Raw genomic sequence first — 16,019 nt, forward strand, 5'->3', positions numbered from 1 at the left:
ATGATAAAAAAAATTTTAATGGGTATATAAGTAACAAAAATTAAGAAATGATAATATCATTTTCTTGCTTATTTACAACCTTAGCAATAATTTTAGCTTGAATATTTTCATCTTCTAGTTTTTTTAAACATTCTAAGGATTCTTTTTCACTTATAGAAATTAAAAGTCCTCCTGAAGTTTGCGGATCACAAAGTAATAATTTTTCTTCATTTAAATCAGGGATAAGTTCTTTTATAAATTCTAAATTTTTATAAGCTCCAGCAGGAATTAAACCCATATTAAAATACTCTTTTACTCCATCTAAAAAAGGAAGTTCACTTTCAAAAATTTCAAAAGAAATATTTTTATTTAGCATTTCTTTTAAATGTCCTAAAAGTCCAAAACCTGTGACATCACTCATGGCACTTGGATGAAATTTAAGAGCAATTTGACTGGCTTTATAATTTAACTCCATCATACTTTTAAGCATTATATCTAAATGTTTTTGATTTAACATTTGTGCCTTTAAAGCTGTACTTAAAATTCCTGTTCCTAAAGGCTTGGTTAAAATGATGCAATCTCCGATTTTAGAAGTATTATTAGCAATAAATTTACTAGGATGTACTTTTCCTGTAACACTAAGTCCAAAAAAAAGCTCAGTGCTTTCTATAGTATGGCCACCCACAACTAAAGCATTGCATTCTTGAACCTTATCATTTGCACCTTCTAAAAGCTCTTTTAAGATATTTACATCATGATTACAAGTATCAAAACCTACTATATTTAAGGCATTAATTACCTCTGCACCCATAGCAAAAACATCGCTTAAAGCATTTGCTGCAGCAATAGCACCAAAATGATAAGCACTATCTACTATAGGAGTGATAAAATCAAGCGTTTGCACCAAAGCTAAATCGGGACTGATTTGATATACGCTTGCATCTTCATTATTTCCGATATCACTAAGTAAAGCAGGGGTTTTTTGCATAAAATTTAAAATTGTTTTAAGACCACCCGGGCTTAATTTCGCTGCTCAGCCTGCTGCTTTAACAAAATGGGTTAAATTTTGATTTTTATATTGCAGTATTTTTCCTTTACAAAGTAATAATTTTTGCTTTACCAAAAAGCTCGTTTAAAATTTCATATGCGTTACCTATATTTCCTATTTTAAGCTCTTTGCTTTTATTAAAAAATTCTAGACAAGCTCCACAACTTATGATCTCGATACCTAAATTTTCAAGTTCTTTCATAGCTAAATGTGCTTTATGATTTTCATCAACATTGATTAAAACACTTTCATTTACGCAAAGAATTTTACTTGGAGCATGATCTAAATTTTTTAAGGTACTTAAAAATCCTACAAGTAAATTTTGTCCCAATTCACCCTCACCCACTTTGTCAGTTTTTAAAAATAAAACATTATAATCGTGAATATTTACTTCACTAGAATTAAAATTATTTTTTTGTACTTTGATGCAAAACTCTTGTGCATTTTCATCTACAACAGGGTTTAAATTTAAAGAGTTAAGAAATTTTACAACATTATTTTTTGAAATAATAGAATTTAAAACAATTTCTAAAATTTCATTTTCCTGAAGTTTTTCAAGAGCGTTTTTTGTTTCAACTATAGGCTGAGGACAAGAAAGATTGCGACAATCAATTTTCATTATTTTTCCTTAATATTAGCTTTGGAAAATAATATTATTTTATTACTTGTTTTGTGTTTAAAAATTTTAAATAATTATAGAAAAAATTTAAAAGCTCAAAAATGAGCTTTTTTTAAAATCTTTTTTTATTCACATCTTCAAGAATTGCTGCAGCAATTTGATTGACTTCATTTGTTATATTATTGGTGACATTTGCAACTTCGACATTTTCCTTAGTTACAGTTTCAAGTTGCGCTATAGCATCGTTAATCTGTGTGATTCCTGCTGTTTGTTCTTTTACAGATTCTGCTACTTCATTTACGCTTTGAACAAGTATATTAATATTTGCCTCGATTTCAGATAAGGATTTTCCCGTTCTTTCCGCAAGCTGTCTTACCTCATCTGCAACAACTGCAAAACCACGCCCATGTTCTCCAGCACGTGCAGCTTCAATAGCTGCATTTAAAGCAAGAAGATTCGTTTGCTCAGCGATATCTTTAATCACATTGACAATATTTTTTATATCATCAGCTTGCGAAGCAACCTCAACTGTTTTTCCACTTACATTTTGCATAGAAGAATTAATCTCCTCTACAGCTGCAGCCGATTGTTCTAAAGAACTCGCTTGTGCATTAGAGCCATCAGCAAGTTTTTGCATAGAATTTTTTAACTCTTCTGACTGATTGGCTAAATCTTTAGCAAAATTGGAAGAAGCTACAAGCATCTTTTTAATTTCTTTACCTAAAATATTAGTTGTAATCTCAACTTCGCCTTTAGCATCAAATACTTCTGTGCTAAAATCAAGCGCTTTATAACTATCAAAAACTCTATTAATTTCATTCATATTAGAACCAATTTTACTTTGCAAAACATCAAGCATTCTATTAAGAACATTTTTAAGTTCTACTAATTGAGGATTTATAGGATTTTTAGTAATTCTTGCAGTTAAATTACCTTTTTCGATTTCTCTAGCAGTTTGCACTGATTCATCTACAGCATTTTGATCTTGTTCTAAAGATATTTGAATCTTTTCAATATTTTCATTTATGATTCTACCCATTGCCCCTAATTCATCATTAGCTCGAATTTTAATTAATTTGAGCTCAATTTTTTCATGATTTAAGAAACGGAAAAAAGATTCTAAAGAATTAAGAATAATTGGTAATCTTGTTGCAACAATTTTTCTTACACAATAATAAACCACTCCTAAAACAACAAAAATAAAAATCAAAGATGCACTGATAATAATTAATTGTAATTTTTTCAAAGGTTCAAAAACTGAATATTTAGGGGCTGTTACCAAAACTGTCCAAGAACTATCTTGCACTTTAAAACTATTAATCGCGGCATAAGAATCATCACCATCAAAAGCTATATAGTTAAAAACTCCATTTTTTCCTTCGCTCATAGCCTTATAAGTCTCTCGTGCACCTTTATTAGGATTGATATCTTTTAAATTTTTTAAAACCAAATTTTTATTAGGGTGAATCGCGACAAATCCATCTGAATTTAAAAGAACTCTTAATTCTCCATCATATTTTTGACTCTTAGGATCTAAAAGATAAGTAGCAATAGCCGAAAAATCCAAAGTCATACCGATAACACCTACAACTTGATTCTTTCGGTCAAATATAGGCATAGCAATATTTACAGCATCAAAATCTTGACCTTCTAAATTCATCCTAATAGGACGTCCTATATATACTTTATTTTCCCCATATTTTGCTTTTTTTAATATATCTTGCACAACTTGTAAATTAGCTATTTCATCACTAGCTTGTATTGCTTTTATCCCGCCTTTGCTATCTTTTTCTTCATCAACATAAAGCATAACAAATTTTCCACTTTGAGTATTGAAAAATTTACTCTCCTCTTTAAAATATTCTGGCGGATCGATAAGATACAAATAAGTAAAATTAGAATAAGCACTATTATCAAAAGTATTGGTTATAATATTTGTTATACTATCTATATCTAAATTTTCTTTTGAACTTGATCTAAACATTTCTGTTAAAGTACCTGAAATACTTTTATTTAAAGCAATCATTTCCCCAAAAATTCCTTGAGTTTGGGTAGCATATTCTTTCGTGATAGAAGCTAGAATATCTTCTGTATTTTTGGTAATATTTTGACTTACTTGTTTTGTGATTAATGAGATTAAAATAATAAGCCCAATAACAACAACAGTTGCTACAGAAAAAATAAGTTTTAAACCTATATTTAAAGATTTAAACATCTTATAACTCCTAAAAATAAAATTTTGGATTTTATATTTTAACATATTTTTTAAAAAAATACTATTAATTAATTATAAAAATATTATGTATTAGTATTTTTTGTGAAAGATTTATTTTTTTCCTTTTAAAAACAATTCTTTAAAGCGTTTATTAGCGTATTCTTCTATGTCTTTTTGCAAAATAGAGTAATTTTCCATTAATTCCAAAGCTCTAGGAGTAAGTTTTGTTCCTGATTCTTTAGAGCGTCCTTGTCGTGTGCTAACTAAGATTTCTTGAGAATTTTTTTGTAAGGTTTGTAAATGCATCCAAGCTTTTTTATAATTAATCCCCATAAGTTTAGAAGCATGCAATAAACTGCCTGTTTGTCCGATAAGCTCTAAAAGTTCTGTTTTTCCTCGTCCAAAAAGCAAATCTCCATCCGCATTTTCAATCCAAGTTTTTGTTCTTACTATAAATTGTTTTCCTTTTTTTTCTTTAAAACAACCAAGTTGACAATACTTTACATCAACCTTATAAGCTTTTAAAACTGAACGCATACTTTTAAGTCCACAACCTTCTTTAGCAATATCTCTTGCATCTTTACAAAAAATTCTACGCTTTTCATCTAAACTAGGTTCTATTTTTTTAAGCACTTCAATCTTTGCTTTTTCAAAATCTAAATGTCCAAATTGCCCCAACTCGCAATTATCAATTCTCATGTGATTTTCATCGGCTAATTGTCCGATTTTTTCTATATTTACATTAAATTTCTTTGCAATTTTAAAAGCCGTACCACAATCTAACTTTTCATTACTATTTAACAGTTCTCTCATATATGAGATGATTTCTTTTTCTTGATTTTTATCCATGAATTCTAAATTCTCCACTATAAATATTGATCTTATTTTCTCTAGCAAAACCACAAAGCGTTAAATCAAATTTTCTTGCTATCATAACTCCTAAACAAGTAGGAGCCGTGCGTGAAACAAGCACTGGAATTTTATGCATAACTGCTTTAGCTACCATTTCAGAACTTAGCCTTCCACTAACCATTAAAAAACATTGACTTAAATCAACCTCAGCTAAACGTGCTTTTCCTAAAGCTTTATCTATGGTATTATGTTGGGCTATATCTTCACCTATAAAAAAAGTTTTCTCATCTACAAAAAGCTTAGCCGTATGTACACAGCCTGTTTTCTCATAAAGCTCACATTGAGTATAAAAAGTACTCATTTGTTTTAAAATTTCATCTTTGCTAAATTTTGCATCAGAACTAATTTTACTCGCTTCAATAGCTTCTGGATCGATATTGGCAGTATGTGCTCTACCACAACCACTTATAATTACACCTTCAGCATTAAGCTTTGCTAAATTTTCTTTATCAATCTTTGCTTTAATATGCACACTCATACCATCATCTTTTGTTTCTATGCTCTCAATATCGCTTACTTTCGCAATGATATTTTCACTCATTAAATATCCTATTGCTAATGCCTGTTCATCTACAGGAGTTGCCATTAAAGCACCTATTCTTTCATCATTAATAAAAATTTCAAGCTTAATTTCACGCACTAAAGTATCATCACATGTAAAAGAATCATTACCTTTATATTTTAAAATTTGAGTTGTAAATAACGGATCCATACCTTATCCTTTAAATATCTTTAAATAATATTATATCAAAAAAACATAAATAACAAATTTATATATGGAAAAATAGATTTTAGATTCAACTTATAAAATAAAATTCGTTCTATTTATTTCAAAAAAGCTTAAAACTACCGCTATGCAATAACATAGCGGTTAAAGATTAAATTTTCACATTAGGATCATAAGAAAAATTAGGTTCAATTTGCTTTTTATTGCTTAATTCTTTATACCAATAAGAATGCAAAATATAAACTTCTTCTTCTTCTTTATAACCACTAATCATAGAATGGATACTACCTTTGATTGCAAATACTGCCATATAAATATGCACACCAAAAAACACTGCACACACTATACCTAAAAAATTATGCACTATAGCTGAAATTCTTAAAAGTTCAATTTGAGTTAAACCAAAAAGACCTTGAATTGCCGTGGAATTAAAATCAAGAAAATACATAAATCCACCTGTAATTATCATCAAAAATCCACCAAAAACAGCAATATAATACCAAGATTTTTGACCAAAATTAAACTTACCTGCAGGTACAGGACGTTTTACTTTGCTTAAATAACCACCTACTATCATCATCCATCTGATATCATAACTTGCAGGAAGCATTCTTTTAATCCAGCATAAAAACATAGGGATTATAGAGATGATAAATAAAACCGTTGCAAAAGCGTGTAAATTTTTACAAACTCTTACAAAAAGTCCACCTCCAAAAGTCGCCCCAAACATCATCACAAAACCAGTTGGCACTAAAATCACCCAAGAAATTGCCGCGATAAAATGAAAAAGTCTTTCAAATAATGTAAAAGCATAAATTTTCTTTCCATCGTGTGAAAATTGTTTAGGTCCTATAACCATATAATGCAAAGCAAATGCAGACAACACGGCAATAACAGCAATTAAAGCTATAGTAGCTATATATTCACCTTGCAAAGTTGTCCAAAGTTTGCCAAAAGTTTCATAATTTGAGATATTTGTAATACGATGAAAATCCCAAATTTGAGTATCTTGTCCCATTCTCTCACTACCATAAGCAAATAAACTCACTACGCTTAATAAAAGCGTTGCAAATACTTTTCTCATAAGCGTTCCTTTCCTGTGTAAGCAATCTTCCATTCCAAACTTTCCGAAGGATTTGGAATGCCATAATTTCTATTCATAAGTCTATTATGATAAATCTCTTCTATTTTAGAACTTTCGCCTACTAAAAGTGCTTTTGTTGAACACATCGCAGCACATACAGGAACTTTACCTTCTGCAATACGATTTTGACCATAAAGTTCTCTTTCTTTTTCTGAATTTGTTGCTTCAGGGCCACCTGCACACATAGTACATTTATCCATAATGCCTTTATTTCCAAAAACACTATCTTTTGGAAATTGTGGTGCGCCAAAAGGACAAGCATAAAGACAATATCCGCAACCTATGCAAATTTCTTTATCATGCAAAACAATACCATCAGCACGGATATAAAAACAATCCACAGGACAAACGATAGAACAAGGAGCATCATCACAATGCATACAAGAAATAGAAGTTGAAACTTCTTTTCCTTGAATTCCTTCATTTAAAGTAATCACACGGCGACGGCGAATGTGAATAGGAAGCTCATGTGCTTCATCACAAGCTACCGCACAACCATTACAATCAATACAACGCTCATTATCACAAAAGAATTTCAAGCGTTCTTTTTCCAAATTTGCAAAATTTACCTTACTCATTTTCCATCCTTACTGATTCTACAAAGCCCACCTTTAGTCTCTGGAATCTGACACATAATATCATAACCATAATTTGTTACCGTATTAGCACTTTCTCCGCTTGCATAAGGCTTAGTTCCTTCTGGGAAGTTATGTGTTAAATCCACACCTTGCATTACCCCTGTAAAATGGAAAGGTAAGAAAATCATATCTTTTGCTACACCTGGATTAACCTTCACTCTTACATGAATTTTAGTACCCTCTGGAGAATGCACCCAAATCATATCTCCTGCTTTAATGTCTTGCTCTTTTGCTAATTCAGGATTGATCTCACAAAACATTTCAGGTGTTAAACGCGTTAGATACATAGATGCTCTATTTTCCATACCCGCACCATTTAAATTCACAAGTCTTGCAGTAACAAGATTAAGCGGGAATTCTTTAGAATAATCCTTAGCTTGTTGCACAGAAACAAATTTAGTATCCACGCGATAAAGTGCTTTTTGATCTTCAAAACTTGGATATTTTTGCACCAAATCGTTTCTTGGAGAATGTAAAGGCTCACGGTGGAGTGGAATTTTATCTTTAAAAGTCCAAACTACAGCTCTAGCTTTAGCATTTCCATAAGGAACTATGCCTTTTTCTATACATTTAGTTGCTATGATATTGCTATCATCATAAGACCAAGTTGATCCCATTTTTTCTTTTTCTTGAGCACTTAAAGTAATGCCTAAAACTTTTTCTATATTATCTTTAGTAATTTGTGGATAACCTGTATCAATAGGCGAATTTAAAGGTGCATTTTTAGCAAGTAAACTCTCTCCTTCATACTCAAGTCCAAAATTGTTTCTAAAGCCCATACCACCTTTTGCTACTTCAATGTCGGTATTATAAAGCACAGGAGAACCTGGGTGCTTATCACTCCAACAAGGCCAAGGAAGCCCGTAATACTCGCCAGCAACTTCGTCTTTTCCTTCTAAAGTTACCTCATCAAATTTATCCCAGTATAAAGTATGCTTTTTAAGCCTTTCAGGACTCCAACCATTAAGCCCTATACTTCTAACTGCTTTTGCAATTTCTCTTGTTGCATTTTCAGGCCAAACGATCTCACCTTTTTCATCGCGTAAAGTCTTGGTAAAGTTTTCATAAAAGCCTAATTTTTTAGCAAGCTCAAATAAAATTTCTTGATCTTCCATGCTTTCATAAAGTGGATCTACAACTTTAAATCTCCATTGTCCGCTACGATTTGTTGCTGTTACACTTCCGCTTGTTTCAAACTGTGTTGCTGCAGGTAAAAGATAAATTCCATCTTTTCTTTCTGCGATAATCCCTGCTTCATTTACAAAAGGATCAGCCAAAACTAAAAGCTCTAAAGCTTCTAAACCTTCTTTAACCTTAGCTTGTTGTGCGGTTGAAGTGATACCATTTCCCATAACTACTAAAGCTTTTAAAGGCGTTCCTGCATTATCGATAGCATCATTGCCATCTTTTCCATTTAAAGCTGCTGCCCACCATCTAGCAAGTGAAAGTCCGGTTTTATGCATCCAATCTTTACTTACAAAATTTCCTAAAAGCCACTCATAATCCACGCCCCAAATTTTGGCATAGTATCTCCAAGTCGCTTCATTTAAAGGATAATAACCAGGTAAATTTTCGCTTAAACAAGCCATATCCGAAGCACCTTGAACATTATCGTGTCCGCGTAAGATATTAACTCCGCCGCCAAATTTACCTATATTTCCAAGTACCATTTGTACAATAGGTGCTAAACGTGTATTTGAAGTTCCTACAGTATGTTGAGTTAAACCCATAGCCCAAATAAGCGTAGTTGGTTTGTTTTTAGCTACTTCATGAGTGATTTGCACCAAAAGTTCTTTAGAGATCCCTGTAACATTTTCTACTTCTTCAGCTGTCCATTTTGCTGCTTCTTCACGAATCTTATCGATTCCAAAAACTCTTTCATCGAGATATTTTGTATCTTCTAAACCTTCATCAAAGATAATTTTTAGCATTCCATACATGAAAGCAATGTCAGTTCCCGGACGAATTCTTGCATAAATATCTGCCTTAGCTGCACTTTTTGTAAATCTAGGATCTACAACAATAAGCTTTGCGCCTTTTTCTTTTGCTTTTAAGAAATGTCTAAAACCCACAGGGTGATTTACCGCTGGATTTGCCCCAATGATAATGATACATTTACTTCTTTGAATGTCTCCAAGATGGTTTGTCATAGCGCCATAACCAAATGTATTCGCCACACCGGCGACTGTTGCGCTGTGTCAAATTCTAGCTTGATGATCTACATTGTTCGTTCCAAAAAACGCTGCAAATTTACGCACATAATAAGCTTGTTCATTGCTCATTTTTGCAGAACCTAAAAACATAACACTTTCAGGATTTTCTTTACGATAAGCAGCTAGTTTTTCTCCAATCTCACTTAAAGCTTGCTCATAACTTATACGTTTCCATTCTCCATTTTCTTTTTTCATAGGATATTTTAAACGCACATGTGAACGCACCATATCGATCATATCAGATCCCTTGCAGCAATGTCCACCTGAACTCACAGGATGATCTTGAGCAATTTCTTGACGCACCCAAACACCATTTTGCACTTCTGCAATAATCCCACAGCCTACAGAACAGGCTGTACAAACTGTTTTTACTTTTTTACTACCTTCGTACGCTTCTTTAAGCTCATCAGCACTCGCTTCTCTTAAAGTTTCACTTCTAGCAAGCAACGGTGTTGCTAGGCTTGAAAGTGCTGCCATTTTAAGAAAAGAACGACGCGTAAGCTTGATATTTTCACCTACACTTGACATTACTCAGCCTTTATATAATAATTTTCCCAATTAGCACTTCTTTGAAAAAGCACTTCTTTTTTCTTACTTTTACCTTTAACTAAATCTTTTCTTTCTTCATCTTTAGCTAGAGCTAAAGTCGTACTACCAAGCACTCCAGCAGCCCCTAAGGCAAAAGCGGATTTTTTAAGAAATTCCCTGCGATTTTTCACGAGTCCTCCTTTGTTTATTTGCTTCTCTTCTTAAAAATTCTGAACGCGATAGATCGTTTTGCACTTTTTTAGAATTTATTTTTACAGGTTTTTCTACTTCAAAGCAAAGTCTTTCAAATTCCATAAAAGCCAATGCAATACTTGAAATTTCCTTGTATAAATTCGCATTTTTATTCATGAAAACATCACCTAAAAACTCATCGATGTTTTTATTGATCACTTTTTCAAAAAGTTCTTTGGCTAAATCATCTTCATTTTGCCTTAAAAATTCACTCATCAACAATAAACAAAATCCAACACTATCTTCACTTTCTTTAAAAAATTTTTCATTGCGTCTTATTTTACTTTTGACTAAAATTTGACGCACGCAAAGTAAAGGATTTGAATTTTCAAAACCTTCTTCTATGTAAGAAAAAGTCGTTGGGATGCTATTTTTAAGACTTAAAAAAAGCAAATCATATTCTTTAAAAAATACTTGTATAGAATTTTCATCATCTAAATGCTTAAGCAAGATATCGAAATTTGATTTTAAATTTTCATCAAATAAACATTCTTGCATTGTCTTTAAATACTCTTGTAATTTTGACAATCTTTCTTCAGAAAATGAAAAAACAAAAAGCTCTCCTAGACATTGATAATAAAGACTTCTAGCTAATCTTAATTTTTCCAAATCCATTAAAGCCTCCATGCATTCAAAATTTTCAAAAATAGCTTTAAATTTTGCTTGAATGAATATTATGCAAAATATACCTAATATTCATTTTAAAGCCGATTTTTAAATCGATTTATCTTAATACTATTTGATTTAAAAATCACTGAATTTCAATAAAATTCCACAAGGATTTAAAATCTTAAAAAATCATACCAAAGTATTAAAAATTAGATATTTAAGTTGATTTTATATTTGAAAAAATAAAATACTTTGCATAAAATTTATATCTTTGATTCTCTTCCGAGTAAAATTAACATTTTATGCAAATTATAAATAATACTAATTTCTTAAAGAATAATCCTTATAAGAAAATTCTCTTATCATTTGAAGTTCATTTTTTGCATTTAAAAGCATGAGATTTGGAAGTCTTATACCATTAAAAGTTGTGTTTTTCACAATGGTGTAATGAATTTGATCTAAAAAAACAATTTTATCGCCGATTTTAAGCTTTTTATCAAAAGCGTATTCTCCCATTACATCACCTGCTAAACAAGTATTTCCAGTAAGCAAATAGGAAAATTCGTTTTCTTTTAAGTCTGAAATTTTTTCATTTTCTCTTGTGGCTAAAATTCTAGCATTTAAAACTTCACTTGTATAAGGCATGATGATAGTATCTGGCATATGTGCTTCGCTTGAAGTATCTAAAATAGCAATTTGTTTTTCATTTTCTATGATATCTACTACACTAGCCACCAAATTTCCTGTTTGCCAACCCACCGCTTCACCTGGTTCAAGATAAACTTGCACACCGTATTTATCACTGAAATTTTTACACAAAGCAATAAGTTTTTCAACATCATAGCCTTTTTTAGTGATGTGATGTCCTCCTCCAAAATTCACCCATTTCATTTGCCCTATCCATTTACCAAATTTCTCTTCAAAGACCTTTAAAACAGCTTCTAAAGCGTCAGCACTTTCTTCACAAAGTGCGTGAAAATGAAGTCCTTCTATAGCATTTAAATCCACATTTTCAAAATCTTTAGCACGAATTCCAAGTCTTGAGTATCTTCCACAAGGATTGTAAAGTTCTTTTGGGGCTAGAGAAAATTCAACATTACAACGAAGACCTAAGGAATTTTTTTGTGTTTTGCTTTGAAATTTATGAAATTGAGCTAAAGAATTAAACACTATATGATGAGATAAACTGGCTATTTCACCTATTTCATCTTCTTTAAAAGCAGGTGAATAAGTATGAATTTCTTTATCCATGTATTCTTTAGCAAATTTTGCTTCCCAAAGTCCGCTACAAGTACAACCTTTTAGGTATTCTCCAACAATTTTCATCGCTCCTGAAAAAGCAAAACCTTTTAAAGCTAAAAGCACTTTAGCACCACTTTTTTCGCCAACACTTGCTAAAAGCTCGCAATTTTTTCTTAATTTATCTTCTTCTAAAATATAAGCTGGGGTTTGAATATTTTCATAAAACATTATTTTTCCTTGATTAAATTGCTAAAATCATAACAAAATTAAACCAAATTTTCAAAATAAATATTTACTAAAACTAAAAAAATAATGACTATAATACAAAAAATCAAGCAAAAGGAAAAACTAATGAATAGAAGAAATTTTTTAAAATTTAATACACTTACTCTAGCAAGTATGGGTGTAGCCTATGCAAATCCTATGCACGATATGCACTCCATGCATAAAAATCATTCTATAAATCATGACTTAGATACTTCTTTTATAAACTTTGCTCCAAAAAATTTAAAGCTTTTAGATCCAAAACAATTCCCCCAAGGAGAAATTTTAAAAGCCTTGCCTTTACTCAAAAATGAAAGTAAAGAAAAAAATATTTTTCGTGCTACCCTAGAAATCAAAGAAAATCATATAGAGCTTATCAAAGGTAAAAAAACCTTATTTTATACTTACAATGGTCTAGTACCTGCTCCAAAAATAGAAGTTTTTGAAGGAGATAAACTTGAAATTTTAGTCAAAAACAAACTCAAGGAAGCTACAACTATACATTGGCATGGCGTTCCTGTGCCACCTGATCAAGATGGAAGCCCACATGATCCTATCTTAGCAGGAGAAGAAAGAATATATCGTTTTGAAATTCCTCAAGATAGCGCAGGAACTTACTGGTATCATCCACACCCTCATTATACCACTTCTAAACAAGTTTTTATGGGTTTAGCAGGGGCTTTTGTGATCAAAGCAAAAAAAGATGCTTTAAGTCATTTAAAAGAAAAAGATTTGATGATTAGCGATTTGCGTCTTGATGAAAACGCTCAAATTCCAAACAACAACCTAAATGATTGGCTAAATGGTAGAGAAGGAGAATTTGTACTCATCAATGGACAATTTAAACCTAAAATCAAACTCGCCACAAACGAACGCATACGCATTTATAATGCTACTGCGGCAAGATATTTAAATTTACGCATACAAGGAGCTAAGTTTATACTTGTTGGTACTGATGGTGGACTTATAGAAAAAGCTATTTATAAAGAAGAACTTTTTTTAAGTCCTGCTTCTCGTGTAGAAGTTTTAATCGACGCTCCAAAAGATGGGAATTTTAAGCTAGAAAGTGCTTATTATGATAGGGATAAAATGATGGTAAAAGAAGAACCTAATACCCTATTTCTAGCCAATATTAACCTAAAAAAAGAAAATGTAGAACTTCCAAAAAATTTAAAAATTTTCAAACCTTCAGAAGAACCTAAGGAATTTAAAGAAATAATCATGAGTGAAGATCATATGCAAATGCATGGTATGATGGGAAAAAGTGAAAGCGAATTAAAAATCGCTCTTGCGTCTATGTTTTTAATCAATGGCAAAAGCTATGATTTAAAACGCATTGATTTAAGCTCCAAACTTGGAGTAGTTGAAGACTGGATAGTGATAAATAAATCTCACATGGATCATCCTTTCCACATACACGGCACGCAATTTGAACTCATCTCATCAAAACTCAATGGAAAAGTTCAAAAAGCTGAATTTAGAGCCTTAAGAGATACTATAAATGTGCGTCCTAATGAAGAGTTAAGATTTAGAATGAAACAAGATTTTAAAGGACTTAGAATGTATCATTGCCATATTTTAGAACATGAAGATTTAGGAATGATGGGAAATTTAGAAGTAAAGGAATAAAATGGTAAAAGTGGAATTTTTAGGCCCCATAAATAAAGACAATTTAGAGTTTGAGGTAAAAAATTTAAAAGAATTAAAAGAAATTTTGCAAAAAGATGAGAGTTTAAAAGAATGGCTAGAACTTTGTGCCGTATCTTTAAACGATGAAATCATTTTTGATGAAAACACTAAGTTAAAAGATGGTGATAAAATAGCACTTTTACCACCAGTTTGTGGGGGTTAAATGAAACATTTTACACTCTATCAAGGTTCTTTAGATATTCCTAAAATTTATAGCCAATGGTATGAATTTGCCAAGAATAAAAACTGCGGTGCTTTGCTGACTTTTTGTGGTATTGTGCGTGAAGAAGGAGGCATTGAGGCACTTAGTTTTGATATTTATGAACCGCTTTTAAAAAAATGGTTTGATGAGTGGCAAAAAAGAGTAGATTTTGATGGTATTAGCTTGCTTTTTGCTCACTCTATAGGCGATGTGGCAGTTCATGAAAGCTCTTATTTTGCAGGAATTTTAAGCAAACAAAGAAAATTAGGACTTAAGCTTCTTAATGAATTTGTTGAAGATTTTAAAGCAAGTGCACCCATTTGGAAGTATGATGTGATAAATAAAGAAAGAATTTACGCCAAAGAAAGATCAACCAAACTTTGCGGTGCAGGACTTTTAAAAGGATAAAAAATGCTAATGTCTTATGAAGAAAGTTTAAAAATTTTACACTCTCATATCAAAACCTATGAAAAGATTGAAAAAATAGCTCTTACAGAGTGTTTAGGACGCATTTTAGCTCAAGACATAAAAGCCCTTAAAAATCAGCCTGAATTTCCAACTTCGGCTATGGATGGTTATGCGATCAAATTTGAAGATCAAGATAAGCCTTTAAAAATTTTAGGCCTCACACCTGCGGGCACTATGCCACAATTTAGCGTGCAAAATGGCACTTGTGTAAAAACCTTTACAGGTTCACTCATGAGTGAAGGAAGTGATACTTTAGTCCCTATTGAAAATGTACGCGTAGAAAATGATACTCTTTTTATAGAAAAAAAAGTTTCTCAAGCTTTTGCCGTGCGTGCGGTAGGAGAAAACTATAAAAAAGATGAAATTTTACTCAAAAAAGGCACAAGGTTAAATTATAGCGAGATAGCTCTTTTAGCTGAACTTGGATTTTTTCACATTAGTGTGTTTATAAAGCCTATTGTAGGGGTTTTAAGTAGCGGAAGTGAGATCAAAGATCTAGGAGAAGCCTTGGAAAATCCTGCTCAAATCCGCTCTTCAAATCATATCGCCATAGCTAATTTAGCTAAAAATTTAAATTGCGATACAAGGGTTTTTCCTCTTTTAAAAGATGATGAAAAAGCCACTTTTTCTACCCTTGAAAGTGCTTTGCAAAGTTGTGATATTTTGGTTACGACGGGCGGAGTTTCTATGGGAGATTTTGACTTTTTAAAAAAAGCCGTCAAAGAATATGAAATCATCATCGATAAAGCCGACATAAAACCAGGCAGACATATCAAAATAGCTAAGGCTAATGAAAAATTCATCATCGCCTTACCAGGTTTTCCTTACTCGGCTATGGTAATGTTTAATCTTTACGCAAGAGAGATTTTAAACTCTTGGTTACTTCAACCTAAAGACTATATTTGCAAAGCCTTTTTACAAGGAAGTTACAAGAAAAAAACACCTTATTTGGAATTTGTCGCTTGCAATATAGAGTTTAAAAATGGACGCATTTTAGCCAATCTTGAAGGTAAGAAAGAAGGTTCTAGTGCGATTATAAACAATCTTAACAATAAAGCTGCCCTTATGGTGGTACCAAAAGAATGTGAAATTTTAGAAAATGAAAGTTTAGTGGATATTATCTTTATGCCTTAAAATTATTTAAATAATTTTATTTCGATTTTAATCAACCCTAAATTTCAATAAGTTTCAAATTTGCAACCTCATTTTAGTGGAGTAATTAGCCCTAGCAGAGTTTCAATCCACTAGGGTTTTAGTCCCTTTTTAAATT

General features: G+C 31.6%; 15 protein-coding genes. 4 read left to right on the plus strand and 11 right to left on the minus strand.

Annotated elements, in window-relative coordinates; translation table 11 throughout:
* Positions 1–40: 40 nt before the first annotated feature.
* The 11 genes from selD to nspC form a co-directional block, all read right to left on the minus strand.
* On the minus strand, positions 41–1,063 hold the full coding sequence (gene selD, locus FBE93_RS06315; protein WP_079264937.1) for a selenide, water dikinase SelD: 1,023 nt from the start codon (positions 1,061–1,063) through the stop codon (positions 41–43).
* 10 nt (positions 1,064–1,073) lie between these two features.
* On the minus strand, positions 1,074–1,646 hold the full coding sequence (gene yedF, locus FBE93_RS06320; RefSeq protein ID WP_052785480.1) for a sulfurtransferase-like selenium metabolism protein YedF: 573 nt from the start codon (positions 1,644–1,646) through the stop codon (positions 1,074–1,076).
* A gap of 112 nt (positions 1,647–1,758) precedes the next feature.
* Positions 1,759–3,861: an aspartate chemotaxis receptor CcaA gene (gene ccaA / locus FBE93_RS06325; RefSeq protein WP_002932370.1), complete on the minus strand. Its 2,103-nt coding sequence runs from the start codon at positions 3,859–3,861 to the stop codon at positions 1,759–1,761.
* A gap of 111 nt (positions 3,862–3,972) precedes the next feature.
* On the minus strand, positions 3,973–4,710 hold the full coding sequence (locus FBE93_RS06330; protein WP_002932373.1) for a winged helix-turn-helix domain-containing protein: 738 nt from the start codon (positions 4,708–4,710) through the stop codon (positions 3,973–3,975).
* Positions 4,703–5,485, minus strand: a complete 783-nt coding sequence (gene fdhD, locus FBE93_RS06335; RefSeq protein ID WP_002932375.1) for a formate dehydrogenase accessory sulfurtransferase FdhD — start codon at positions 5,483–5,485, stop codon at positions 4,703–4,705. The genes FBE93_RS06330 and fdhD overlap by 8 nt, the downstream gene beginning before the upstream one ends.
* 166 nt (positions 5,486–5,651) lie before the next feature.
* Positions 5,652–6,584, minus strand: a complete 933-nt coding sequence (locus tag FBE93_RS06340) for a formate dehydrogenase subunit gamma (protein ID WP_002932378.1) — start codon at positions 6,582–6,584, stop codon at positions 5,652–5,654.
* Positions 6,581–7,222 carry a formate dehydrogenase FDH3 subunit beta gene (gene fdh3B, locus FBE93_RS06345; RefSeq protein WP_002851264.1) on the minus strand — a complete coding sequence of 214 codons (642 nt, stop codon included), beginning with the start codon at positions 7,220–7,222 and terminating at the stop codon, positions 6,581–6,583. Before fdh3B ends, FBE93_RS06340 begins: the two co-directional genes overlap by 4 nt.
* Positions 7,219–10,023 carry a formate dehydrogenase subunit alpha gene (locus FBE93_RS06350; protein WP_079264936.1) on the minus strand — a complete coding sequence of 935 codons (2,805 nt, stop codon included), beginning with the start codon at positions 10,021–10,023 and terminating at the stop codon, positions 7,219–7,221. The genes fdh3B and FBE93_RS06350 overlap by 4 nt, the downstream gene beginning before the upstream one ends.
* Positions 10,023–10,214, minus strand: coding sequence for a twin-arginine translocation signal domain-containing protein (locus FBE93_RS06355; protein ID WP_002851537.1), 192 nt, complete (start codon positions 10,212–10,214; stop codon positions 10,023–10,025). The genes FBE93_RS06350 and FBE93_RS06355 overlap by 1 nt, the downstream gene beginning before the upstream one ends.
* Positions 10,189–10,902, minus strand: a complete 714-nt coding sequence (locus FBE93_RS06360) for a molecular chaperone TorD family protein (RefSeq protein ID WP_072225828.1) — start codon at positions 10,900–10,902, stop codon at positions 10,189–10,191. The genes FBE93_RS06355 and FBE93_RS06360 overlap by 26 nt, the downstream gene beginning before the upstream one ends.
* A 303-nt stretch (positions 10,903–11,205) precedes the next feature.
* Complete coding sequence (gene nspC, locus FBE93_RS06365) at positions 11,206–12,354, minus strand: carboxynorspermidine decarboxylase (protein ID WP_002932387.1); 1,149 nt, start codon at positions 12,352–12,354, stop codon at positions 11,206–11,208.
* 123 nt (positions 12,355–12,477) lie between these two features.
* On the opposite strand from nspC, the gene cueO reads away from it, so the two are divergent.
* Genes cueO through FBE93_RS06385 form a run of 4 tightly spaced genes read left to right on the plus strand, consistent with a single transcriptional unit; the run spans position 12,478 to position 15,883 of the window.
* Complete coding sequence (gene cueO, locus FBE93_RS06370) at positions 12,478–14,019, plus strand: multicopper oxidase CueO (protein WP_165434282.1); 1,542 nt, start codon at positions 12,478–12,480, stop codon at positions 14,017–14,019.
* A gap of 1 nt (position 14,020) precedes the next feature.
* Positions 14,021–14,242 carry a MoaD/ThiS family protein gene (locus FBE93_RS06375; protein ID WP_002932392.1) on the plus strand — a complete coding sequence of 74 codons (222 nt, stop codon included), beginning with the start codon at positions 14,021–14,023 and terminating at the stop codon, positions 14,240–14,242.
* Complete coding sequence (locus tag FBE93_RS06380) at positions 14,243–14,689, plus strand: molybdenum cofactor biosynthesis protein MoaE (protein WP_002932396.1); 447 nt, start codon at positions 14,243–14,245, stop codon at positions 14,687–14,689.
* A 3-nt stretch (positions 14,690–14,692) separates the two neighbouring features.
* A complete protein-coding gene (locus tag FBE93_RS06385) occupies positions 14,693–15,883 on the plus strand; it encodes a molybdopterin molybdotransferase MoeA (protein ID WP_165434283.1) in 1,191 nt (396 codons plus the stop codon).
* The last annotated feature ends 136 nt before the right edge of the window (positions 15,884–16,019 follow it).

It is taken from the genome of Campylobacter sp. CFSAN093229 (genome assembly GCF_011068225.1).
GTDB lineage: Bacteria > Campylobacterota > Campylobacteria > Campylobacterales > Campylobacteraceae > Campylobacter_D > Campylobacter_D jejuni.